This is a genomic window from Sorangium sp. KYC3313, assembly GCF_052075895.1.
Classification (GTDB): domain Bacteria; phylum Myxococcota_A; class Polyangia; order Polyangiales; family Polyangiaceae; genus Sorangium; species Sorangium cellulosum_B.
In genome coordinates this window covers 5537869-5562379 of sequence record NZ_CP197255.1, presented here as the reverse complement: position 1 = coordinate 5562379, position 24511 = coordinate 5537869, and the positions used below count along the sequence as shown (strand labels likewise).

14 protein-coding genes are annotated in these 24511 nt (G+C 72.2%); 8 read left to right on the top strand and 6 right to left on the bottom strand.

Translation table 11 applies throughout. The features are described 5' to 3' along the window. Positions 1 to 25 precede the first annotated feature (25 nt). The 3 genes from ACSRUE_RS21765 to ACSRUE_RS21755 all read right to left on the bottom strand — a co-directional run bounded on the left by ACSRUE_RS21765 (position 26) and on the right by ACSRUE_RS21755 (position 5285). Positions 26 to 1951, bottom strand: a complete 1926-nt coding sequence (locus ACSRUE_RS21765) for a DEAD/DEAH box helicase (protein WP_441292670.1) — start codon at positions 1949 to 1951, stop codon at positions 26 to 28. A 252-nt stretch (positions 1952 to 2203) separates the two neighbouring features. Then, positions 2204 to 4147, bottom strand: a complete 1944-nt coding sequence (locus ACSRUE_RS21760) for a glycoside hydrolase family 9 protein (protein WP_441292669.1) — start codon at positions 4145 to 4147, stop codon at positions 2204 to 2206. Between the two features lie 238 nt (positions 4148 to 4385). After that, positions 4386 to 5285, bottom strand: a complete 900-nt coding sequence (locus ACSRUE_RS21755; RefSeq protein WP_437766101.1) for a 1,4-dihydroxy-2-naphthoyl-CoA synthase — start codon at positions 5283 to 5285, stop codon at positions 4386 to 4388. A 355-nt stretch (positions 5286 to 5640) separates the two neighbouring features. Between ACSRUE_RS21755 and ACSRUE_RS21750 the strand changes: the two genes are divergently transcribed. The 5 genes from ACSRUE_RS21750 to ACSRUE_RS21730 all read left to right on the top strand — a co-directional run bounded on the left by ACSRUE_RS21750 (position 5641) and on the right by ACSRUE_RS21730 (position 11470). Next, a complete protein-coding gene (locus ACSRUE_RS21750; RefSeq protein WP_441292668.1) occupies positions 5641 to 6819 on the top strand; it encodes a PAS domain-containing protein in 1179 nt (392 codons plus the stop codon). 90 nt (positions 6820 to 6909) lie between these two features. Then, positions 6910 to 8010, top strand: a complete 1101-nt coding sequence (locus tag ACSRUE_RS21745; RefSeq protein ID WP_441292667.1) for a fibrinogen-like YCDxxxxGGGW domain-containing protein — start codon at positions 6910 to 6912, stop codon at positions 8008 to 8010. 95 nt (positions 8011 to 8105) lie between these two features. Continuing rightward, positions 8106 to 8627 carry a hypothetical protein gene (locus ACSRUE_RS21740; protein ID WP_441292666.1) on the top strand — a complete coding sequence of 174 codons (522 nt, stop codon included), beginning with the start codon at positions 8106 to 8108 and terminating at the stop codon, positions 8625 to 8627. Positions 8628 to 8653: 26 nt separating this feature from the next. Then, on the top strand, positions 8654 to 9289 hold the full coding sequence (locus ACSRUE_RS21735) for a hypothetical protein (RefSeq protein WP_437766098.1): 636 nt from the start codon (positions 8654 to 8656) through the stop codon (positions 9287 to 9289). A 111-nt stretch (positions 9290 to 9400) separates the two neighbouring features. After that, entirely contained in the window at positions 9401 to 11470 is a 2070-nt protein-coding gene (locus ACSRUE_RS21730) for a protein kinase domain-containing protein (protein ID WP_441292665.1), read from the top strand. Between the two features lie 53 nt (positions 11471 to 11523). On the opposite strand, the gene ACSRUE_RS21725 is transcribed toward ACSRUE_RS21730, so the two are convergent. Together ACSRUE_RS21725 and ACSRUE_RS21720 are read right to left on the bottom strand one after the other, a co-directional pair. Then, complete coding sequence (locus ACSRUE_RS21725; RefSeq protein ID WP_441292664.1) at positions 11524 to 12438, bottom strand: hypothetical protein; 915 nt, start codon at positions 12436 to 12438, stop codon at positions 11524 to 11526. 280 nt (positions 12439 to 12718) lie between these two features. Continuing rightward, entirely contained in the window at positions 12719 to 16594 is a 3876-nt protein-coding gene (locus tag ACSRUE_RS21720; RefSeq protein ID WP_441292663.1) for a protein kinase domain-containing protein, read from the bottom strand. A 219-nt stretch (positions 16595 to 16813) separates the two neighbouring features. On the opposite strand from ACSRUE_RS21720, the gene ACSRUE_RS21715 reads away from it, so the two are divergent. Then, a complete protein-coding gene (locus tag ACSRUE_RS21715; RefSeq protein ID WP_441292662.1) occupies positions 16814 to 18358 on the top strand; it encodes a serine/threonine-protein kinase in 1545 nt (514 codons plus the stop codon). 46 nt (positions 18359 to 18404) lie between these two features. Here the strand turns inward: ACSRUE_RS21715 and ACSRUE_RS21710 are convergent, their stop codons facing one another. Continuing rightward, positions 18405 to 19472, bottom strand: a complete 1068-nt coding sequence (locus ACSRUE_RS21710) for a class I SAM-dependent methyltransferase (protein ID WP_441292661.1) — start codon at positions 19470 to 19472, stop codon at positions 18405 to 18407. A gap of 177 nt (positions 19473 to 19649) precedes the next feature. Here ACSRUE_RS21710 and cysS point away from each other — a divergent pair, with 177 nt between their 5' ends. Next, the gene (cysS, locus tag ACSRUE_RS21705; protein ID WP_441292660.1) at positions 19650 to 21188 is read left to right on the top strand and encodes a cysteine--tRNA ligase; all 1539 of its coding nucleotides are present in this window, start codon (positions 19650 to 19652) and stop codon (positions 21186 to 21188) included. 709 nt (positions 21189 to 21897) lie between these two features. Further along, positions 21898 to 24504 carry a LamG-like jellyroll fold domain-containing protein gene (locus ACSRUE_RS21700; protein ID WP_441292659.1) on the top strand — a complete coding sequence of 869 codons (2607 nt, stop codon included), beginning with the start codon at positions 21898 to 21900 and terminating at the stop codon, positions 24502 to 24504. Positions 24505 to 24511: the final 7 nt, after the last annotated feature.

Below are 24511 nucleotides of genomic sequence, written 5' to 3'. Positions count from 1 at the left end.
TCGGTCCGCCGCGTCAGGACAGGCGCTACTCGACGCGCATCGAGCTCGCGCGGACGATGCGGATCCGCGCGTCACGCGCGTCGGGCTGGTTGACCGCGCGCGCGAACTCGGGCGCGGCCGGGGAGGCCACCTCGACGACGGACGCGGTGGAGCCGATGCGGATCGCGCCGATCTGCTGGCTCGACACGCCGCCGCGGCGGCACACGAGGGCGAGCAGGCGTCGGGGATCGGCGCCGTGGCGCTCCCCCCAGTTGACCTGGAAGGGCACGAAGGGGAGGCGCGGGGGCTGCTCCCCGCTGCCTTGACGAGCGACAGGGCGAGCGCGCGGCGGTGCCTCGGACCAGGGCGGCGCGGAGGGCCGGGCGCGCGACGGCGCCCCGGACCAGGGCGGCGCGGAGGGCCGGGCGCGCGACGGCGCCCCGGACCAGGGCGGCGCGGAGGGCCGGGCGCGCGACGGCGGCTCGGAGCGGGGCGGCGCGACGGCGGTGACGGGCTGCGGAGCGCAGGGGCCGGTGTGCTTCGCCCGCGCGAGGAGGGCCGCGACGAGCTCGGTCGCGTCCATGTCCGCGAGCAGGCGGGCAGCGAGCTCCCTGTGCCGCGCCTCGGGCGCATGGCCGGACGCCTCGCGCGGGCCACGCACGTTCGCGTCCACCACGGCCGTGTCGACAGCGGTCGCGTCGCCCGCGACCGCGTCGCCCGCGACCGCATTGCCCGCAGCCGCCCCCTCCAGGCGCACCGCGGCGAGCTCGGCGGCGAGCCGCTCGTCGGCGGCGCGGAGCACGTCGTCCGGCGACGGCGCCGGCCGGAACGTGGCCTCGACGCGCGCGCGACGGAACAGCCGCAGCGCGTGCTCGCGCGCCCACGGCGCGACGAGCAGCACGCTCATCCCCTTGCGGCCCGCCCGCCCGGTGCGGCCGCTCCGGTGCGTGAAGATCTCGGGATCGCCCGGGGGATCGGCGTGGATGACGCGCCCGACCTCGGGGACGTCGATGCCGCGCGCGGCCACGTCGGTCGCGACGAGGGTCGTGATGGCGCCTGAGCGAAACGCGTCGAGCGTACGGGTCCGCTCGCGCTGCTCGAGGTCGCCGCTCAGGGCGCCCGCGGGCAGGCCGAGCGCGGTGAGCTTGTCGGCGAGCTCGGCCGCGCCCTCGCGGGTGCGCACGAAGACGAGCGTGCGCTCGCCGGGCGCGAGGAGCAGCAGGTTCACGACCGCCGCGTCGCGCTCCGCCGGCAGCACGAGGTGGGCGACGTGCGCGATGTCGACGTTCGCGGCGCCGGGGCGCGTGCCCTCGACGCTCACCGCGTCCCGCTGGAAGCGATCGGCGAGCGCGCGGACCTCGCGGGAGAAGGTGGCCGACACGAGGTGGGTCTGGCGCTCCTGGGGCATCTTGCCGACGATCGCCTCGAGGTCGTCGCGGAAGCCGAGGTCGAGCATCTGGTCCGCCTCGTCGAGCACGAGGGCGAGGACGCCGCGCGGGTCGAGGGTCCCGCGCTCCAGGTGATCGAGCAGGCGGCCGGGCGTCCCGGCGATGACCAGGGGGTCGCGCCGCAGCGAGCGCGCCTCGGCGCCGAAGCTCGTGCCGCCGGTGACGCACGCGACGCGCGCGCCGAGGGGCGAGAGGAGCCAGCTGAGCTCGCCGGCGATCTGCGCGGCGAGCTCGCGCGTCGGCGCGATGATCACCGCGGCCGGAGCCGCCGTGGTGCGGGGCGCGCCGTCGGGCGCGGCCGCGGCGGCGCGGTCGGCGAGGGCGCGCTCGAGGCGTGGGGCGAGCGCGAGGCCGATGGCCACGGTCTTTCCGGAGCCGGTCTGCGACGAGACACGGAGGTCCCGCCCGGCGAGCTCAGGGGAGAGGACGGCCTGTTGGACGGAGGTGAGGGAGGTGAAGCCGCGGCGGGCGAGGGCGCCCGCGAGCGGCGCGGGCAAGGCGTCGAGCAGTGAGTCTGGATTCATGAAAGCCGCGCAACCTAGCAGAAGCTGGACGGTTGTCGCGGCCAATCGCTCATCTCATCCAGTCATCCAGTCATCCAGCGCGGCTGCACGGCGCTCCGGGTGGTGGGGGAACTCCCCCACCCTGCCGGGATGATGGAACCGCCAAGGCGCCATAAGACGCCAATATTATTAAATTTTTCTTGGCGTCCTTGGCGCCTTGGCGGTTTTCAAGCCCCCGCCGTCAGTCAAGGCGCCCCACGACCGCGCTCCTGCTCACTGGGCGCTCGCCTTCGCCTTCTCGTCGAGCCAGGCCACCGTCCACGCGAGCGGGCTGTTCCAGTTGATCGTGATCTCGTTCACCGACCACGCCTCGATGTGGTCGATGTAGCACTTCTGCGGGACGCACTTCGCGCTCTCCTCCGTCGCGCCGAGCGCCGCTTTCGCCACCGGATCCTCCAGCCCGGAGTTCGGCCCGCCGGAGACCGCGCCGGGCGGAGCGAACGGGAACGACGCGTCCAGCTGGTGCGCCCAGAAGCGATGATGCGGGTTCTCGAGCGGGCTCTCGCCGTAGCCGGAGACATAGGACTTGTCCATCGGGTTGCGCCCGAGGAGGTAATCCGCGCCCGACGCCACGCCGTCGAAGTACTTTTGCTCGCCGGTGAAGTCGTGGGCGAGCGCCAGGACCAGCATGTTGTTGAGCACGAAGGAGTTGGAGCCCCAGGGATACCCTCTCTCGTCCGCCTTGAAGGGCACCCGGTACCCCTCCGCTCCGATGACCTCGAGGTACTTGTCGGCGATGGCGACCAGCTGGACCCGGGCCGCCTCGCGCTCCGCCGCGGCGTGCTCGGCCTCGACCACGGCGAGCGAGATGGCGCCCAGCCCGTCGACCTGCCCCCAGGTCATGGCGCTGAACGTGCCGTCCACGCCGGCGAGCTCGTCGCTGTAGGGCGACGCCGCGAGCTCGGCCTGAAGCGCGGCGTCCTCCGTGGTGAGGAAGAGCTCGGCGGCCGCCCAGTAGAACTCGTCGCTCAGCTCGGCGTCCCCGTAAGCGCCGCCGCCCACGACGCCGCTCTCGTTGGGCACGACCTTCGGGTTCGCCTTCGCCGCGGTCCACGCCCGCGTCGCGGCCTCGAGGCACTGGGCCGAGAACCCGGGATCGAGCTCGCGCCAGATGCGCGCGGCCTGGGCCGCGGTGGCGGCCAGGTTGAGCGTCGCCGCCGTGCTGACCGGGCGCAGGAAGCGCGGCTGCGGATCCTCGTGCGGCGGCAGCGGCAGGCCGGTCCACTCCAGGTCGTGGATCTTGTGGTGCACCATGCCCGCGTTGGCCTCGCCCTCCGGCACCTGCATCGCGAGCATGAACTCGATCTCCCACCGGGCCTCGTCGAGGATGTCGGGGATCTGGTTCGCGTTCTCGGGGATCTTCAGCTTGCCGTCGCCGAAGTCGTCCGCCGTGGACCCGAGCGCGACGAAGCGCTCGTACTGGTTCAGCAACGTCCAGGCGGAGATACCGCCGTTGACCACGTACTTGCCGTGGTCGCCGGCGTCGTACCACCCGCCGGTGACATCGAGCGTGTACGTGCAGCCGAGATCCGCGCCGCAAGGGGCCTCGTCCGGCAGGTGCCCAGCCGGGCGCGCGTGGTCGGGGCCGACGTACTGCTCCAGGATCTCGATGCCAGAACGGTTGTGATAGAAGTACGCGAGCGCGTCGTACTTCATCTGAGAGTAGATGGTCGGGCCCACGTCGAACGGGTGGCTCGACACCTCCCCGACACGGAGGGTGTACCCCTCGCCGACGGTCGTGAAACCGCTGAAGTCGATGGTGTGCAGGTGCTCGCCGGAGCTCGCGTCGTCGCCCACGACGCGGGTCGCCCCGCTGGCGACCACCGTGCCGCCGGCGTCGACGAGCTCCCATGCATGCGGCTCGTCGGCCGCGGCGACGACCGTGGCGACCTTGGCGGCGGCCGGCAGGTACCCGACCTGGTTGACGCGGATCAGCTCGGTGCCCGACGGCGCCCCGCCCCCTGCGCCGCCTGCGCCGCCTGCGCCGCCCGCGCCGCCTGCGCCCCCCGCGCCCCCCGCGCCCCCTGCGCCGCCAGCAGCCCCCGCGCCGCCCGCGCCCCCTGCGCCGCCCTCGCCCCCTGCGCCGCCCTCGCCCCCTGCGCCGCCAGCAGCCCCCGCGCCGGCCGAGGAGCTGTCGTCGTCGCCGCAGCCAACCATGGTGAGGCCGCCCGCTAGCGCCAGAAGAAGAGACCCTCCCAACCACAGCCAGGAACGGTCCCGACGAGCCGACTTCGCAGCAAAAGAACAAAGCATGATGCGTATCTCCAGGTGAAGTTGAAGCCGCGTGACCAGACGGCACACGCGGAATCTTGCAGCGTCGCCACCATCAATGAAGTGGATGTCGGTGTCAAGCGCGATTGTGCGCTCTGGGCGTGGCGTGGGCGGCGCGTCGTCGTCAGTAGTGCCAGGGATAACGGGTGAAGTCCGGGCGGCGCTTCTCCAGGAAGGCGTCTCGGCCCTCCTTCGCCTCCTCCGTGCCGTAGGCGAGCCGCGTCGCCTCGCCGGCGAAGAGCTGCTGTCCGACGAGCCCCTCGTCAGGCAGGTTGAAGCCGTACTTCAGCATCCGCATCGCGGTCGGGCTCTTCGAGTTGATGATCGCGCCCCACCGCAGCGCCTCCTCCTCGAGCTCCGCGTGAGGGACGACGGCGTTGACCATCCCCATCGCCGCCGCCTGCTCCGCCGTGTAATCGAGCCCGAGGAAGAAGATCTCCCGCGCCTTCTTCTGCCCGACCTGCCGCGCGAGCAGCGCCGAGCCATACCCGCTGTCGAAGCTCGCGACGTCCGGATCCGTCTGCTTGAACATCGCGTGCTCGCGGCTCGCCAGCGTCATGTCGCAGACCACGTGGAGGCTGTGGCCGCCGCCCGCCGCCCAGCCGGGCACCACCGCGATGACGACCTTGGGCATGAACCGGATGAGCCGCTGCACCTCCAGGATGTGGAGCCGGCCGAGCCGCGCCGGGTCGGCCTGCCCCGCGCTCTCACCCTCGTATTTGTACCCGTCCTTCCCGCGGATGCGCTGATCGCCGCCGGAGCAGAACGCCCAGCCGCCGTCCTTCGGCGAAGGCCCGTTGCCGGTGATCAGCACACAACCCACGTCCGAGGTCGTGCGCGCGTGCTCGAGCGCGGTGTACAGCTCATCGACGGTGCGGGGACGAAACGCGTTGCGGACCTCGGGTCGGTTGAACGCGATGCGGACGGTGCCCTGGTCCACGGCGCGGTGATAGGTGAGATCCTCGAATGAGAACCCTTCGACCTCACGCCAGCGCGCCGGGTTGAAAATCGCAGAGACGGTCATGGTCCACTCCTTTGGGGCGCGGACCGTACCCGCCTCATCGTGGGCCGGCAACCTCGGCGACATGACAGTGGCGACCTCCGGGCGCGCGCGTTCCCCGGATCCGGTGCTCCCTGCGGGCGCTGCCGGCCTTGCACGCCCGCTCGCAAGCCGCCCGATACTCTTGACACATAAGCCGTTCTCGTGGACAAGCAGGCTTCGACGCGCGGCGCGGTCGACGTCGCGCCGCTCGGGATTTCGCATGCGCGCTCTGGCCAGGCGGCGCGGGAGGCGCTCGCCGGGGTTCGGACAGGAGAATCGCTGATGGCGGGCGGCCTCGACGAGGGGCGCGCTTCTGCCTGCCCGCGAGGGGGATGACATGGGCTTGAGCTACGAACGACTTTTCCAGGTCTCGTCAGGACTCCTGGCCACCGCGGACGCGCGTGGCTACTTCCATGATCTGAGCTCTTCCTGGGAGCAGACCCTCGGCTGGTCCCTCGACGAGCTCAGGGCCAGGCCCTACATCGAGCTCGTCCACCCCGACGACCGCGAGGCCACGCTCGCCGAGGCCGCCGCCCTCTTCCAGGGTCGCGCGAACGGCCGGTTCGACAACCGTTATGTGTGCAAGGACGGCTCGTACCGGTGGCTCGGCTGGAGCGCCCGAGTGGACATGGCCGAAGCGCCCTCCGAGCGCCTCATGGTCGCCACGGCGCTCGACCTGACGAGCGACCGGGAGCGGACGGCGCAGCTCACGCAGGCGGCGGAGCTGACCACGGTCTACGAGAAGCTGTTCCGGGTGTCCGTGGGCCTGCTCGTGACCCTGGACGCAGAGGGGTACTTCCGCCACGCCAACCCGGCCTGGGAGCGCACCCTCGGCTGGTCCCCCTCGGAGATGATCGCGAAGCCGTTCATCGAGTTCGTCCACCCCGACGACCGCGAGGCCACGCTCGCCGAGGCCGGCGCGCTCTTCCAGGGCCACACGACCATCAAGTTCGACAACCGGTACGCGTGCAAGGACGGCTCCTACAGGTGGCTCGCGTGGACCGCTCACCTGGACGCGGCCGAGGAGCCGTCGCGCCGCCTCGTCTATGGCACCGCCCACGACGTCACGCCGTACAGGGAGCTGCTCGACAGGCTCGAGCGGACGCTCGCGCGGCTCCGCGACACGATGCAGGCGATGTCGACGCCGCTCATCCCGATCACCGATCGCATCATGGTCATGCCCCTCGTGGGCCAGATGGACTCGGAGCGGATCGATCAGGTGATGTCGGCCGCGCTCGCTGGAGTCCAGTCCACCCAGGCTCAGGCGGTCATCCTCGACGTGACAGGGCTCAAGGAGATCGACACGCGGGTCGCCGCCGGGCTCGTCGACACCGCGAAGGCGCTGCAGCTGCTCGGCGCAAGGACGATCCTGACCGGCATCCGGCCAGCGGTGGCGCAGACGCTCGTCGGGCTCTCGCTCGACCTGGGCGGCCTCCTGACCAAGAGCACGCTCCAGAGCGCCATCGCCTTTGCGCTGCAAAGCGACCAGGGCGCGCCGCGGGCCCTCGCCCAGTAAGAGCGTCGGAAACGTGCCGGCGCGCCGCGGCGGAGCGGCCGGCCGCGCGGGGCGGATGCGCGCGCCGGGGGGGCTGGTGTATAAGGCCGCGTGGCGAGTGTTCGTGTCCCCGGAGGCCGCATGTCGCTCGGCCAAGGTTCGGTCGCAGGCGCCTGCTGCGCGGCCATCGTGCTGCTCACCGCCGTGTCGGCCTGCTCGACCAGGGTGCGGAGGTTCGGAGACGACGACGCCGGAGGCGGCGGGAGCGCCTCGGCGTCGAGCGCCGGCGGCGGCGCTGCCTCGAGCGCCGGCGGCGGCTCTGCGTCGAGCGGCGGGAGCGGGTGCGAGCCCGGTCGCCAGGAGGTCTGTTACGGTGGTCCGCCGGCCACGTTGAACCGCGGAGCCTGCCGCGCCGGCGTGAAGATCTGCGACGAGGAAGGCAACGGGTACGGCCCGTGCACCGGAGAGGTGCTGCCTGCCGCCGAGCGCTGCGACACCGCCGAGGACGAGGACTGCGACGGCGCGGTCAACGCGGGGTGCGCCTACGCCCGGTGCGCCGACGTCCCCCGCGGCCTGCCGAGCGGCGTGATCTCGCTCGATCTGGACGGGGCCGGGGGAGATCCGGAGTTCCCCGTGCTGTGCGATCTGGAGACGGACGGAGGAGGGTGGGCGCTCGTCTACAACAGCGTCGGCTCGGCGGAGGGAGCGACGCTGTCGTTCTGGGACATCCCGTACGCCGAGCGGCTCGGGACCAGGGGCGAGCCGGCGCTCGAGCGGAACTTCTACAGGGGCTCCCTCTACCTCGTCGGCCGGGAGTACCGCGACGAGATCGCGGATATCGAGGGCACCGTCGCAGAGGTCATGCGCGCGACCGCCGAAGGCATCGACACGACGACCATGAAGCTCCTCGGCCCCCTGCACGTCTCCGGGAACGCCAATGTCTACTTCGCGCATTTCCTCTCGGGGTGGTCGTCGGGCGATCACGACGGCGACACGGCCCCGAACAATAACTGCGCTGTCGAAGCCATGAACGTCACGCAGCACTACGCGCAGTGCTGGGAATACAACCTCGGCGCGGACGGGGACGCACCGTTCGACGACGGCGGCTGGGGTCCCCACCTCGGCACGCACATCGCGGATCAGGCCGGGCTCGCGAACGACAATACGCGGTATACCCGGGTGCGGCGAATCTCTCGCTGGACACGGTGGTGAGCCGGGCCCTCAGGCGTTCCTCGGCGCGTACCTCCGCCCGTACCTTCGCGGATTTGGTGACAATTCTCGGGAGGCTCGGGTATGCTGCCCCGGCCATGCGCTTCTATGCACTGACTTTTTTGACGCTCTTCGCGAGCCTCTGCCTGGCGAGCTGCTGGAACAGCGGCGGCTGCGTGGAGGGCGACGCGTGCGAGTGCTCCCAGGGTGACGAGTGTTACCTCGGCTGCGACGGTGACAATTGCGACCAGCGCTGCTTCCAGATGAATCGCTGCGGCGCGGTCTGCGAGCACGGGTGCTCGTTCGAGTGCTTCGACGTCGACGAGTGCTCGGCCTCCTGCGGGGACGACTGCGACCTCAACTGCCATAACACGGCGGCGTGCGGGGCCATCTGCGATCGTGGCTGCCGGTACGAGTGCCACGACACGAGCCGGTGCGGCGTCAGCGTCGGCTCGGGCAGCGTCGTGACCTGCCGGAACGTGACGACCTGCGAGGTCGAGTGCCGGGGCTCATGCGAGGTGTTCTGCAACAACGTGGGCGGCGAGTGCCGCGTCACCTGCCCCGGCGGCGAGGCTGCGGTCATGTGCCCGAACGGCTCGCGCTCGTGCGGCGGATGCTGAGGAGACCGAGACCGATGCAGAGAGCGATGACATCGCAGCTTCGCGCGCCGCGCCTCCTGGCCGCCGCGCTCTCGTTCGCGGCGCTGACGATCGGGTGGACCGAGGTCGGCGAGGCGCAGATGACGATCAAGCGCCCCGGCGATCGGCCCGACTACAAGGTCGAGCTGGAGCCGCACCTCCTCCTCACGCCGTTCGCCCCGCTCGGCCCCGGCGCCGGGAACGGCCTCGGCGCGGGGCTCCGCGCCACCATCGACATCGCGCCCGACGGCTTCATCAAGCGCATCAACGACTCGGTCGGGATCGGCTTTGGCCTCGACGGCATCCACTACGGAGGGGACGCGGACTACCGCGGCGAATGCACCCGCTTCGAGAACGGGCCCGCGGGCACGCGTATCTGCACCGAGGTCGACCGGTACGGGGCGCCCTCGGACTACGTGTTCGGCTCGGTCGTGATGCAGTGGAACTTCTGGCTTCACCGGAAGTGGTCGGTCTTCGGCGAGCCGGGGCTGTCGCTGTACCTCGGCGACGTGGGCCGCGACGGGGTCTTCGGGGTCGCACCGGCCCTGTTCGTCGGCGGGCGCTTCCACTTCACGGAGAAGGTGACGCTCACGATGCGGCTCGGATACCCCGCGTTCTCGCTGGGCGTCTCGTTCCTCCTGTGAATTTCGCGCGCTCGCGGACGCCCGCGCCGTGCGCCCCCGCGCCCCTCCCGCTCGTGGCGCCCCTCCTCACCGCTTCCCCGCGACGCGGGCCGACCTGATATCCTGCGCCGCATGCCGGAGACGCCGCGATCCGAAGAGACGCTCGGCTCGGCCTTGGTCGAGGACGTCACGGTCCCGAGGCTCAACGCGCCGGCCGCGCAGCCCATGGAGGAGCTCTCGAGCTCGGCGCTCACCGAGGACATCGAGGCGATCGAGGCGGCGGCGGCCGGAAGCGCGGGCGGCGACCCGCTGATCGGGAGCCTGATCTCGGGGCGCTACCGCGTCCACGAGCTCATCGGGGAGGGCGGGATGGGCGCCGTCTACCGCGGCGAGCAGGTGCACCTCCGCAAGCAGGTCGCGATCAAGCTGCTCCGGCCCCTCGCCCGGCGGATGCCGGAGCTCGTGGCGCGGTTCGAGCGCGAGGCCGTCGCGGGGGCGCACATCCGCCACCCGAACGTCGTCGCCGCCATCGATTTCGGTCAGCTGGACGACGCGTCGTTCTTCCTCGTCCTCGAGTACGTCGAGGGCACGCCGCTCAAGGACGCGATCGCCGGGGGACGGCTCCCGCCCGCGCGGGCGCTCCGCATCGCGCGTCAGATCGCGTCGGCGCTCGCGGCGGCGCACGAGAAGGGCATCGTCCACCGCGACGTGAAGCCCCTGAACGTGCTGCTCGACGCGCACGATCAGGTCAGGCTCATCGATTTCGGGCTCGCGAAGGTGAACGTCGATCTCATGTCCAGCCAGAGCCGCAAGACGGCGACGCCGAGCCCCGCCCTGACCAGCGCCGGCGAGGTCTTCGGCACGCTCGCGTACCTCGCGCCGGAGGCGCTGCGCGGGATGGACGCGGTGGACGCGCGCGCGGATCTGTACGCGCTCGGGCTCGTGCTCTACGAGATGCTCACCGGACAGCACCCCTTCGACACGAAGAACGTGGTGGAGCGGCTCAAGCAGCAGGGGCCGGAGGGGCCGCCGGCCCTGCGCGCGCGCGCTCCGGATCTGGAGGTGCCGTACGAGGTCCAGCAGGCCGTGATGCGGCTCATGGAGCACGATCCGTCGTTCCGCTTCCAGACGGCTGCCGACGCCATCGCGGCGCTCGATGAGGGGCTCGCGGCGCTCGCTCGTTCGGCGGCGCCGCCGGCGCCGGCAGGGGGCGGGATCGCCGCGGCTGGGCGGGCCCCGTCGGGCGGGAACAGCGCGGCGAGCGGGGCCGCCGTGGCGGGAGCCGGCGCGAGCGCCGCGCCTGGCGCGAGCACCGCGGCGGACCAGGCGGCGGGCGGAGCCTACGCGGCGGGCGGGGCCGCCGCGCAGGCTGCGAAGGCGGCGCCCAGGGAGCAGGCGCCGTCTGCCTGGCCGGGGCCCCGGGCGACCTTGCTCGCGCGCGCGCACCGCGGGCCCACGGCCTCGGCGCGCTGGGTGCCCCTCGCGGCGGCGCTCTCGGCCCTGGCGGCGCTCGCGCTCGGCGTCGCGCTCTGGCTCGTCGTCCGGCGGCCCGCGGCGACCACGGAGGCGCCCGCGGTCGCTTCCGTCGAGCCCCCGCCGGCGCCGTCAGCGCCGCCCCCCGCGTCGGCAAGCGCGGCGCCCGAGGACGACGCCCGCGGCGCCCCGAGCCCGCGCGCGCAGCTCAGCCGGGCGGTGGCGACCAGGAACTGGGTGCTCGGGGCGCGGTCGCTGCTGGCCCTCGCCGAGGCCGATCCGGAGCTCGCCCTGAGCAGGGGCCTGCGCGAAGAGGTGCTCTCCACCGTGGCGGGCATCGGGTTCGAGGAGGACAACCCGGCGGCGGACGAGGTCTTCGACCTGCTCACGAACCGGCTCGGCAGCGGCGGGCTGGATGTGCTGCTCGACCTCGTGCGCGCGCGCGGAGGCACCAAGGCGGCCCGGCGCGCCAGCGAGATCCTGGCCCGGCCCGACGTGATGGCGCGCGCGACCCCCGCGCTCCGCGTCCTCTTCGCGTTCCGCAGGGCCAGCTGCGGCGGAAAGCGGGCGCTCTTCGGCCGCGCCGCGGCCGAGGGGGACGAGCGCATGCTCTTCGAGCTCCAGGTGCTGCACGGCGCGCGGTGCAGGCGGAACGATCCGTGCTGCTTCCGCGACGACAAGGCGATCGCCGACGCGATTCAGCAGCTGAAGACGCGCCTCGGGACGTGACCGGCGCGCGCGGCGCGCCTCCTTTCAGCCGGGCCCCGCCGCGGAGGCGCCGCTCAGAGCAGGCCGCAACCAGGGTAGAGCGGCAGGAGATCGCTGTCGCGCACCTCGCTCCGGATCGTCTCCGAGTAGCTCGGCCCGAGCAGCGGCCCCAGGAGCGGCCCGAGCAGCGGCAGCGTGTGGCACGTCTGGTTGCCGGAGGCGTCCTCCAAGCAGGTCAGGTCGCAGAGCCCCAGGAACACGATACCGCACGTCGACGCGAGGCCACACAGCCGCTCCGGCGAGAGGAGGCTGAGATCGAGCGGGCAGCTCAGCGAGAGCGCCGAGAGCTGCCCGGTGAGATCGGGATCGATGCAGGCATACCCGGCGATGGTCCCGGGAAGGAACGCGTTCCCGTACATCGTGGCGTCGTTGACGACGAACTCCGTGTAGGGCTCCTCGTTCAAGGGGCCATCGAGGGCCGGGTGGCCGCCCTGCAGCAGGATATCCACATGCTCGCCGGTGCCGTTCAGGTGCTGGAAGATGCACGCCGAGACCCAGCGCTGCTCCGAGGGGGTGAGAGCACGCTCGGTCCATTCGGGCGCGAACCCGAAGGAGCCGTGGAACTCGTGGCCGTCCGGACCGTAGACGACCTGGTCAGAGGACAGCGCGCAGCGCACGGTGTAGTCGAGCACGCTCTTTCCGCCGGACGTGCCGAGCAGCGCCGTCGGGGCCACGACGTCGTTGGCGCCGGCGAGCGCCCGCTGGCCGAGCGCGCGGAACGCCGCGCGGTTCGCCGGCGCCCAGAAGTCGCTGGGGAGCAGGCCGTTGCATCCGATGGGCACCGCCGTGCTCCGTATTGGCAGCTCCGCCGTCTCGACGGGGTCGGTGTCGAACGGGGCGTCGGGGCCGGTCTCCGGCGAGGCGGCGCATCCCGCCGTGAACACACCGGCGCCAAGGAGACCAACCACGATGAAACGGGTCGATGACATTCGGCTCTCCTCCGAGGTGGTCGCGCAGCCAGGCACAGGGCCAGGACCAGACATCGACCAGCACTGTCGATCTTTCTTAAATTGGCAGTCTCCCATCTTCCAGGAAGGCGCGCAATGCTGAAAATCGGTACACGTCGGTTGTGTACAAGGATCGCGTACAAGGATCGCGTGAAAGGATCGCGTGAAAGGATCGCGTGAAAGGATCGCGTGAAAGGATCGCGTGAAAGTACGGACGTGCCCGAACACGACACGGAATAAACCCTATCGCGACAGGCTCCCATCAGTCCGGCACGGGTGGATGAGCGCCCGGCGCCCGCGTTCTCTCCGCCTCCGCCAATCCGCGCTCCAGCTCGACGAAGCGGGATAGCCAGAAGGGGCTCTCCCCGCGGTGCTCCCGCGCGCTCGCGAGCGCCTCCTCCGCCTCACGCACGTGTCCGCGACGGAGCGCCATGCGAGCACGCCAGTAAAGGAACATCAGCGTCTGCTCGGCGATCGACTGGTCTTTCACCAGGCGGATCGCTTCGCCCCACGCGAGAGACGACGGAGGCGCCGGCCGGAGCCCGACCTCCGAGAGCACGAGCTCGAGCAAGCCGTACTCCGTGAGGTCGCCCGGCTCGAGGGCGCAGGATCGCTGGATCCACTGCACGAGCTGGCCGGCCTGCTCGTACTCGTCGAGCGCGAGGTGGATCTGCGCGAGCAGCATCGCCGTCTGGGGCATCGGGCGCTCGGAGGCCTGCTCTTCCAGCCACCGGGCGCGCCGCAGGAGCGCGAGCGCCTCGCGCTGCCTGTCGCTCCAGTGGAGCAGCACGGCGACGTTGTACGACGCCATCTTCTCCAGCCACGGATTGCCGATCTCGCGCGCGAGATCGACGGCGCGGCGCAGGTCGCCGACCGCGCCCGGCAGCGACCACCGCCAGGCCCACAGCGCGATGCGGTTGATGTACGCCCCGCAGAGGTGAAATCGATCACCGGCCGCGGTGACCAGGGCGATCAGGTCGTCGGAGGCGCGCTCGGCCTCGTCGCGGCGACCCGCGCTCGCGAGCTGGAACGACAGCATGATCAGCGCAGAGACGCGCGCGTCGTAGTCGCCCGACGCCGCGGCGCGATCGGCGCACGCGGTGAGCTCCGCGATGGCCTCCTCGGTCCTCCCCCGCCGCCACGAGGTGCGGGCCTCGGCGACCCGGAGGCGCAGCGCGAGCTCGGGAGAGCCCTGCGCGCGCGCGTGCGTGTCGACCAGCGGCCGCGCCTCCTCCACCCGGCGCGCCGACGCCTCGAACTCGAAGGCCCAGTCGAGCACGGTCGCGTCCTCGAGCAGGAGGCCCGCCCTCGCCTGCGCATCGCCGAGCGCCTCGGCCAGCGCGAGCGCGTCGCCGAAATCGCTGCGCGCCTCCCGGACGCGGCACATCCGGTACCGGCTCCTGCCGCGGCCCGCGAGCGCGCGCGCGCGCCGGGGCGCGTCGCCCTGCTCGGCGATCTGGAGCGCGGCGTCGTAGCGCCGGTCCGCCTCGACGGCGTCGTGCCGCGCGGACGCGAGATCGCCGAGCGCGAGGTAGGCGTCGGCCGCCTCGGCGCGCTCGCCGCACGCGGCCGCGTGGCGCGCGAGCGCGCCGAGGCCGTCGGTCGAGCCGGCCGCCGCCTGCGCCCGCCAGTACGCGAGGGCGCTCCGGTGGATCGCGGCGCGGTGCGCCGGGTCGAGCATCTCGTAGACCGCCTCCTGGAGGACCGCGTTCTGGAACGCGTGCCGGTCGTCCACGCCGCCGCCGCGGCCCTCGCCGTCGCGCAGCAGGATCCGCCGCTCGACCAGGGCCGCGAGCCCGAAGCCCGCGTCGACCATCGCTCCGGCGCCGCCCGCGCGCTCCAGGCCGTCCAGCACCGCCTCGAGCTCGGCGCGATCGAACGACATGCCGAGCGCCGAGCACACCCGGGCGCACGTCGCGAGCTCCGGCGGCAGATCGTCGAGCCTCTGCGCCGCGAGCCATTGCCACGCCGGCGCGGGCGGCAGCGCCTCGACCTCCGCGGTCGCCACGTAGGAGCCGCCGCCGGCGCGCCGGCGCACGACGCCCGCCCGCTTGAGCGACCGGACGATCTGCCGCAGGCAATCCGGGTTGCCGCCCGCCCAGTCGGCCAGCCGGCGGAGGATCTCCGCCGGCGGGTACTCGGCCGGCAAGAGCAGGCGCGAGGCGAGCTCCATCGCCGCCTCCTCCGCGAGGGGCGCGAGCGTCACGCGGGTGTGGCGCTGGTTGCGCTGGCCCCAGCTGGGACGGGCCTGCTCGAAGCGAGGGCGCGCGGTCACGACCACCCAGAGGGGGGTGCCCTCGCCGTCGAGCGTGGCGTACTCGAGCGCGTCGAGCAGCACGTCGTCCGCCTGGTCGGCGTCGTCGAGGATCACGGCGAGGGGGCCGCGGCGCGCCCCGCGGCGGAGCGCCTCGGCGAGCGCCAGCATCAGGCCGTTGCGGGCCTCCCCGTCCAGGCGCCCCCCGCGGGGCCCGGCCCAGCCGAGCGCCGCGGCGACGGCCTCCCACGTCGCGCCGCCGAGCGTCTCGCCGAGCCGCTCCACGCAGAACTGCCGCGGATCTCCGGGGCTCTCCCTCGGCGCGTCGAGCGCGACGCAGAGGAGCGCGCGCACGGCCTGCGCGGCGCCGCCGTGGATGGGGTGGAGCGCGCGCGCGGCCACCACGCGCACGTCCGGGACCGGAACGCCGGCGATGCTGGCCGCCTCGGCCGCGAGGCGCGTCTTGCCCAGACCGGCGTCGCCGATGAGCGTGAACAGGCCGGGGCACGTCCCGTCGAAGGCGTCGGTCGCGCTCGCCGCGAGCGCCGAGAGCACGTCGTCGCGGCCGAGCAGCGCCGGCTCGCGCAGGCTCTCCGGGTCGCCCGGCGGCGTGGGGGCGAGCTCGTCGTCGGGCAGCGCGCGCTCGAACTCCTCGGTCATCGCGAGCCCGCCCCAGGGCTCGGCCGGCAACCACGCCTCGGGGCGCTCGACCGGCGCCCCGTAGGCGGCGTGCAGCCCGCCGGCGATCCTGCGCAGGCGCACGCTGGCGAGGTGCAGCGCCACGCGCACGCCGCCGCTCAGCGCGAGATCGCGCGCCGCGGCCAGCGCTGCCCGGGCCGGGTCGTCGACGTCCCGCGCGGAGAACACGGCGAGGCAGCGCTGCCCCCGCTGCCGCGCGACGAACCCCCGGCGGCCGCCGATCGCCGCGATCACCGGCCCGGCGCCGCCCTCCGCGAAGAGCAGCGCGACCGGCTGCCGTCCCTCGGCGACGGCCGCCGCCGCGCCCTCGTCCTGCCGCTGCGATCGCGGCGCGGACGGAGGCGGGATCGAGTCGGCGCGAGGCCGCGCGCGCAGGGCGTGCAGGGTAAGCCGGAGCGCGGCGGCGCTGTCCGGGCGGCGGCTCGGGTCCTTGGCGAGGCAGGCGAGCGTCAGCGCCTCCAGCCCCTCGGGGACGTCCGCGAAATCGCTCGGGCGCGGCGGGCGCAGCGCCAGGTGGCCGTGCTCGACGGCCGTCTCGCCGCCGACGAACGGCGGGCGCAGGGTGAGCAGCTCGAACAGGATCACGCCGAACGCATAGATGTCCGCGCGCGCGTCGATCCGCGCGGCGTCGCCCCGGAGCTGCTCCGGAGCCATGTACTCCGGCGTCCCCACGATGTCGCCGGCGCGCGTCACGCCGGCGGACACCGCCGGCGGCTCGCCGCCTTCGGCGAGCAGCGCCAGACCGAAATCGAGCAGCGCCGCGCGCCCGATCGAGCCGAGGAGGAAGAGGTTCTCCGGCTTGAGATCGCGATGGATGACGCCGCGCGCGTGCGCCGCCTCGATCACGGCGAGGATCGCGTCCGCGCGCCCGGCGGCGAGCTCCGGATCGAGCGGCGCGCGCAGCGCCGCCAGCTCCTCGGCGAGGGTCTGGCCGGAGAGCCTCTCCATCACGAGATAGGGCCGCCCCCCGGGGAGCTCGCCGCAGGCGACCAGCTGCGGAGCGTGCGGCACGCCGACGCGCTCGAGCAGCGCGGCCTCCCGCCGGAACCGCTCGCGCAGGTTCCACGCCGCGTGCCTCCCTACCTTGATGGCGACCGGCGCTCCATCGCCGTCCTGCTGCGCGGCCCAGACGTCGGAGAAGCCGCCGTGACCGAGCGGCCCGAGCAGCGAGAAGCCCTCTATCATGGGCGCCGCGCGCTCCACGGTGTCGTGCTCGCCGGGCGGCGGCGTAAAACCATCTCTGACGCACCGAGCGTCAGCGGCGAGCCGCCCGTGACATACGGAGCAACGGTGCATGATTGGGCACGATCTGCGGGCAGCCGAGGGTCGCGCTGGACGCGGGCGAAGCGTACTGTAATGCGCGAGCTCAGCAGTTGTCATGTAGGAAGTCAGCGGGTGTCACCCATGAAGAACCCCTGCCAAGACGATGAGCCGTCCCCCGTCGCGGCGCCGGCCGACGCCCCCGCGGGCGAGCCGCCGATCGGCGCGTCGCGGACATGGAATCAACGCGCGCTCGACACACGCGATCGCGAGGGCGCGGGCGCCCCGCGCGCCGCGGCGCTGCGGGCAGGCGAGTACCTCCTCGACGGCGTCATCGCCGAGGGTGGGTTCGGCGTCGTCCACCGCGCGGTGCACGCGACGAGCAGGGCGCCGGCGGCGGTCAAGATCGTGCACGCCGACCTGATCTCGCGCGCCGACGTGGTGCTCCGCTTCCAGCGCGAGGTGGACGCGATCGGGCGGATCCGGCACCCGAACGTCGTGGAGATCCTCGACGTCGGGCGGCTCGACGACGGGCGGCCCTACTATGTGATGGAGCTCCTTCAGGGCAGGAGCCTCGAGCAGCACCTGTTCGCGCGCGGCCGGCTCCCGGCGGACGAGGCGCTCGCGATCCTCGATCCGCTCTGCAGCGCGCTCGCCGCGGTCCACGCGCTCGGGATCATCCACCGCGACGTGAAGCCCTCGAACGTGATCCTGTGCGAGCACGGCGCGGAGCTCAGGGTGGTGCTGCTCGACTTCGGCATCGCGAAGCTGCTCGGCGCGACGGATCTCTCGCTCACGTCGTCACGGCACGTCGTGGGGACCCCGGCGTTCATGTCGCCCGAGCAGCTCCTCAACCGGCCTGTCGACATGCGGACCGACGTCTACGCGCTCGGCGCGCTGCTCTACACGATGATCGCGGGATCCATGCCGTTCCAGGCGACCACGTACCCGGTGCTGCGCCACCTGCACCTGCACCAGGCGCCGCCCCGCCCGAGCCTGCACGCGCCGGTCGACCCGGCGTTCGACGATATCGTCGTGCAGGCCATGAGCAAGGATCCCGCGGGCCGCCACCCGGACGTCGCCGCGTTCCTGGGCGACGTGCGGGCCGCGACGGCGCGGATCGCGCGGACCGGCGCGGCGGAGGCGGGGCACATCCGGCGCCTCGCCATCGGGCTGCTCGTCGAGGTGCTCGCCGACAGCCGCGCGCTCGAGGCCCCCACCGACGCCTTCCTGACCGAGCTCGAGGCCATGGTCCCGGGCGCCGTGGCCGCGCTCGCGCCCTCGGGGTTCTCGCCGCTCGCGATCACGAGCACCAGCGCGCTGCTCGCGGCGCCCTTTCGGCGCGGCGAGCGCGGCACCGAAGAGGCGCGCCACCGCGCGATCGCGGCCGCCGTCGCGCTGCACACGCGGCTCGCCGGGCCGGGCCAGCGCGATCCTTCGATCCGCGTCCGCTTCTGCCTCCACGCCGGCGACGTGGTGCTCACCGAGGACGGCGCCCTGGTGGGCGGGAACCTCCTCGAGCTCTCCTCGTGCCTCCCGGAGACGGCGGAGCCAGGCGTGTACGCGTCGCCGGCGATGCTCGATGGCGTCGCCTTCTTGTCCCACCGGGTCTCGGGGGCCGCCGGCGCCACGATCCCGATGCGCCGCGTGTTCGTGCGGCCGCCGGGCCGCGCCGCGGCGCCCGCGTAGCGCCCCGGCGCTCGCGGGGGCCGCGGGCGCCGGGCGCAGGATGGGGTCAGCGGGCGGGCTTGACGAACTTGAGGGTCATGCGGTCGCTCTCGCCGATCGCGGCGTAGTGCGCGCGGTCCTTGTCGCCGAGCCGGAAGTTCGGCGGCAAGGTCCAGACCCCTTCCGGGTAGTCTTTCGTGTCCTTCGGATTCGCGTTGATCTCGGACTTGCCACCGAGCTTGAAGCCCGCCGACTCGACCTTCTGGATCACCCACGCTTCCGGGAGGTATCCCTGCTTCGCGCTCTCATCGGGGTTGGCGTCGGGCTTCGCCCGGTGCGCCACGACACCGAAGACGCCGCCCGGCTTGAGCGCCTTGAACGCCTCGGCGACGTAGGCGTCGAACTTGCCGTTCCGGTGCCAGCCGTGCGCCTCGCGAATGGCGATGACGAGGTCGGCCTTGCCCTCGATCCCGAGCTTCGGGCTGTCGCGATCGATCACGACGACATCGACCTTGCCGAACAGCTCGGGCGACTTCTCGATCATGCGCTTCACACGCTTGCCATAGAGCGTGCTGCGCGAGTCCGCGGGGCCGTTCGGATCGAACGCCGTGATGATGAGCTTGCCCTTCTTCGCGAGCACCGGCGCGAGCAGCTCGGTGTACCAGCCCTCGCCGGCCCCGAACTCGATGACCGTGCTCGTCTGCTTGAGGCCGAAGAACTCCAGGTTCTCGACCGGGTGCCGGGCGGCGTCGCGCTCCGCGTTGCCCGGGGTGCGGTGCTTCCCCTTGAGCGCCGCCCGCAGCGCGGCGCCCGCGCTCGGGTAATTGGCCGCGATGAGCGCCTTGACCTCGGCCTTGAGCGCGTCGTCGAACCGCGCCGCCTCCTTGTCGGCCTTGGCCTCCATGGCCTTCGTGTCCTCGGCGAGCTTGGCGAGCTCCGCCTGCTTCTTCTCGGCTTCCGGGTCCGCCTTGGGCGGCGCCGCCTCGGGCTGCGCGACCGGCGCGGCGGCCGGCGGCGCCTGCACGGGGGCCGGCGGCGGGGGCGGCGGGGCGCTCTCGACGGGCGGCGGGCTCCCCGCGCAGGCGGAGAGCGCGCCAGCGAGGACGAACAGCAAGGTCCTTGAAGTGATGTGCATGCGCGGTTGCGTAGACCGGACGGAGGACGGCCGCAAGACGTGGCGAGACGACGCTAAACGAGGCGAGACACCGCGAAACCACAGGGGAAACCGGCGAGGTTCCGCGTTGACCGGACGGCGGGGCCAGGGTAGCGTACGCGGTCCCGGGGGGTGCTCGCACACTCACGCAGGTGGCCGATGCCGCTCAAGGTTCATAACACGCTCACGAGGAAGAAGGAGCCTTTCGTCTCCGCCCGGCCGAAGGTCGTGCGCATCTACACGTGCGGTCTCACGGTCTACGCTCCGATGCACATCGGCCATGCGCGCACCTACTGCTTCTGGGACGTCTTCCGCCGCTACCTCGAGTACCGCGGCTATCACGTGCTGAGCATCATCAACTACACGGACATCGACGATCGCATCATGCAGCGCGCGAGCGAGCGCGAGGGCGCCGTCGACGTCGCCGAGCGGAACATCGCGGCGTTCCGGCGCGACTGCCGCAAGCTCCACATCAAGGACTACGCCGTCTACACGCGCGCCACCGACTTCGTCGACGAGCAGGTCGACATGGCGAAGCGCCTGATCGAGAAGGGCCACGCCTACACGGTGAACGGCGAGGTCTTCTACGAGGTCGGCACGTGGGCGTCCTACGGTGAGCTCTCGGGGCGCAAGGTCGACGAGCAGGAGGTCGGGGCGAGCGGCCGCGTCGAGGAGGACTTCGCCCGGAAGAGGCACCCGGCGGACTTCAGCCTCTGGAAGCCGACCGGCGCGGGCCAGCCGAGCTGGCGCACGGGCGAGGAGGGGTGGCCGACCGGACGTCCCGGCTGGCACATCGAGTGCTCGGCGATGAGCACGGCGCTGCTGGGCGACCATTTCGACGTCCACGGGGGCGGCATCGACAACATGTTCCCTCACCACGAGAACGAGATCGCGCAGAGCGAGCCGCTCTGCGGGCGGCCCTGGGTGCGCTACTGGCTGCACCCGGAGCACCTCGATCTCAAGGACATGAAGATGTCGAAGAGCCTCGGGAACGTCATCTCCGTCGAGGAGCTCCTGTCGAGGCACGGGCACGACGAGGCGCGGTGGTTCTTCGTGACGCAGCATTACCGTTGCAAGCTCCCGTTCGGCTGGGAGCTGCTGCAGCAGTCCGCTCAGGGCTATGCGCGCATCAAGAAGCTCGCGACGGTCCTCGCCGAAAAGCTGAGCGGCGCGACGGAGGCGCCCCTCGCCCCGGGCGCGTACGCGTCGCAGCGACCCGAGGAAGAGCGGTTCCCGAGGATGCGCCACCACTACGTTCACGGCCAGTTCGGGGAGCACACCGAGCGGTTCATCGCGCGCTTCATCGAGGCGATGGACGACGATCTGAACACGCCGAACGCCGTGGCTGCATTTTTCGATTACGTGAGCGCGCTCTATTCGGCGGGGATCGAGCAGTGCGAGGACCGCCCCTCGCTGCTCGCGGCCTACCGGGCGATCGTGCGTCACCTCGCGGTGTTCGGGGTGGAGATCGCCGATCCGGCGCTGTATCCGGAGCTCGTCCCGGACTACGCGCTCGCCCCTGCCGAGGGCGCGGCTAGGCGCGGGGGTGACGCGGCGATCGACCGGCTGATCGCGATGCGCCAGGCGGCTCGGAAGGCGAAGGACTTCGCCAAGGCGGACGCCATCCGCAACCTGCTGACCGAGGCAGGCGTCGTGCTCGAAGATACCCCCCGCGGGCCCCGCTGGTCTTCGTCCTGAGGAGCTCTCCCGCTTCGGATACGGGCCCATCTCGACGTTTTCGGTGCTCGGCGTACCAGAGTACGCCTCCGCGCCGAAAACGCCGATCTGGGCCCGTCTCCTGTGCGGGAGAGCTCCGCTAACGGATGTATCAGGGCTCGGAGAACGAGCGGAGAGGATCGCGCGGCGGAAACTTGCCGGGAGCGGCGCGGCGGAGGGCGACGGTGGCATAGCGCGACGGCGGCGCGGCGCGATGCATTGAGACGGCGGCGCGATGCGTGGAGGAGGCGGCGCGGCGCGGCATATAGAAGCGGCGCAATGGATGACCGCAAGACGGCGGAGCTGCGGTCGAGACGAAGTGCGACGGGCGTGCGGCTACGAGGAGGAACCTTGTTGTCCCCCTTTGCCACGCGCCGCCGCGCACCATCTGGACGCGTCGAAAGCGTGCTTGTTTGATCTCGAGCACCCGCGTGGGGTCGCAAAATGGGTGTGCCAGATGTGCCAGTGTCGGAGTCCGCCGACATGCCCAGGCACGCTGGGTTCGACGCGACAAGGCGAAAATCACGATCTGGGACCAGGCATATCAATTGCCAATCGGGTGCTCCGCACCAGCGCCCAAACCCGAGCAGCCCGGTCGGGTCAGACAGACGCCTGTTCGCGTCGCCGGCGGCAGCTCGAGCTGCGGCCGGACGGCGCTCGTGCAGTCAACTCTTACCCAGCGAGAACGCAGATGCGGAACCTCTCCTTCGGCTTCGCCCATCCTCTCTCGATCAAGACCAGCTCGGCCGCGATCCTCGCCCTGCTCGCCTCGGGCGCCGCGTGCGGAAGCTATGACGTCGATGAAGGTTCACTCGACGATGCAGAACTAGCTCTCGAAGCGGCGGCCAGCGGGTCGAGCGCCGTCTCCGGCGTCGGCACCAGCGTCGGCGTCGGCACCGGCGTCGGCGCGACCGGGACCGGCGGCTTCGGCAGCAGCGCGGTCGCCACCTCCACCACCGGCGTCGGCACCGGCGGCTTCGGCACCAGCGTGGTCGCCAGCTCCACCGGCGTCGGCACCGGCGGCTTCGGCACCAGCTCGGTCGCCACCACCGGCGTCGGCGGCGGCGTCGGCGTCGGCGGCGGCGACCCCGGCGATCCGCCCCCGGTGGGGCCGCCGGCCGCCGGCTTCTGGCAGCTCGACGACTGCAACGCCGCGAGCACGGCGCTGTTCGACTCGTCGGGCAACGGCAACACGGCCGCCCGCTCGGCCAAGGCGGCGTGCGCTCAAGGTGTCAGCGGTCTCGGCGTCGCCTTCGACAAGGACAACGACAAGATCCTGGTCGACGACGATGCCAGCTTCACGTTCGGACAGAACCTCGCCGTCGCCGCGTGGGTCAAGCCGACCGCGGTGTCAGGGTCGACGCCGCGGACCATCGTGCAGGAGAAGGGCGGCGGAGAGACGAGCTTCTCGCTCGACATCCGGAACAGCCAGGCGCGGTTCACCGTGACCTTGACCAACGGGCGGACGGTCACCTCCCGCGCCCCCATCCAGGCCGACGTGTGGACCCACGTCGCGGGCATCTACGACGGCACATTCGTGCGGCTCTTCCTGAACGGCGAGCAGGTCGGCCAGATCAGCGCGGCGGGCACGCTCCACGACATCGACGCGCCCATCCGGATCGGCAACAACGTGCAAAAGGAGCGCTTCACGGGCGTGCTCGACGAGGTCTGGCTCTCCGCCTCACCGACGACCGGCCCGGAGATCGCCCAGCTCTCCTGCCTGAGGCGGCCCGTGACGGTCGTCGTCACGCCGGAGAGCAGCGGCCCGGTCGCCCCGAACACGCCTGCGACGTACCAGGTCGACGTCACCAACAACGATGTCGGGTCATGCACCCCCGGCGACTACCTCCTCGACATCTTCAGCACGTCGGCGGGCATCGACGTCTCCGCCGAGCCCTCCTTCTTCCCCGGCGTCCCGCCCGGGAGCACGGCGACGTTCCCCGTCACCATCACCGGCACCGAGGACGCGGATCCCGGCGCCCACGTGATCCCCTTCTCCGTGATCGACTTCAACTCGCCCGAGTTCGTCGTCGCCTCCGGAACCCTCGACTTCGAGCTGGCCGAGCCGACGGGGTGCTTCGTCCGGACGAGCCGGGAGATCTTCGTGAAGGACCTCAGCGTGGTCGAGGATCCCCTCCGCACGACGTTCAATGGGCCGCCGGGCGACCCCCGCACGGGCGCATGGACCTTCGCGCGCCTGATGGAGGACATGGCGCCCACGCCCGCCGACGCGCCGGCCATGGTCGAGGAGCTCTTCAGCACCTGGCTGACCGATCAGGTCGTGAACGGCTTCACCGTGCCGGCGCGCCCGACGATTCAACAGGTCGTGTTCGACGGGTGGCCGAGGAGCCCTGACGGGTCGCTCGACCTCCAGCAGGCGCCGCTCTTGCTGCTCGGCATCGTCAACAGGATCGACGTGCGCGACCTCGCCGAGGGCCACGCCGGCGAAGGGAGGTTCGTGTTCGGCGTCGTCAGCCATGGCTTCCCGCAGCAGTTCACCTTGATCCTGGAGTACAAGCTCCCCGCGTCGACCGAGGCCGACGTGCTCGACTGGGCGAACGCCTGGCACGCCCTCGGCAGCCTGCCCTTCCCGTCCGAGCAGTACAACGCGGCGCTCCAGGACATCACCACGCGGTTCGCGGGCCGGGACGCCGCGCCCGGCAAGCCGAACGGGAGCTCGCTCGGGCAGCTCCGCACGAACGAGATCGCGCTCGCGGGGCCGTGGGAGCTGCGCGAGTTCGTCCTCTCGCCCCAGACGGGCTTCCTGCAGCCGGCGACCGTCAAGCTGACGCCGGATCTCGGCTTCGACGGGTCGCCCACGCTCGCTGACTTCGTGAACCAGAACGAGGCCGCGATCATCGCGGAGCAGCACACGGTGCCCGACACGTTCCAGGGGAGCCCGTTCCTCGGCGGATCGTCGTTCAACAACCTCACGGCCTGGGCCGCTCCTGGCATCCTCAACAACGAGGCGCGACACAAGTTCTCGCTCAACACCTGCAACGGGTGCCACGGCAGCGCGGAGACCCGGACGGGGTTCCTGCACGTGAACCCCAGGTCGCCCGGGAACGAGGCGTCGCTGTCGGGTTTCATGAGGGGGATCACGGTCAGTGACCCGGTGAGCGGTGAGCTGCGCACCCTGAACGATCTGAAGCGCCGGAACCAGGATCTGGCGGCGCTGGTCTGCGAGCCTGCCCCGACCTTCGCGGCGCTCAGGGCCGCGAACGCCGGCGGCGCGGCGGCCGGCGCAGCCGCGAGCCGCTCGGCGTTCATCCGTCGCGGCATCGGGCGCGTCCACTGATCCGGTA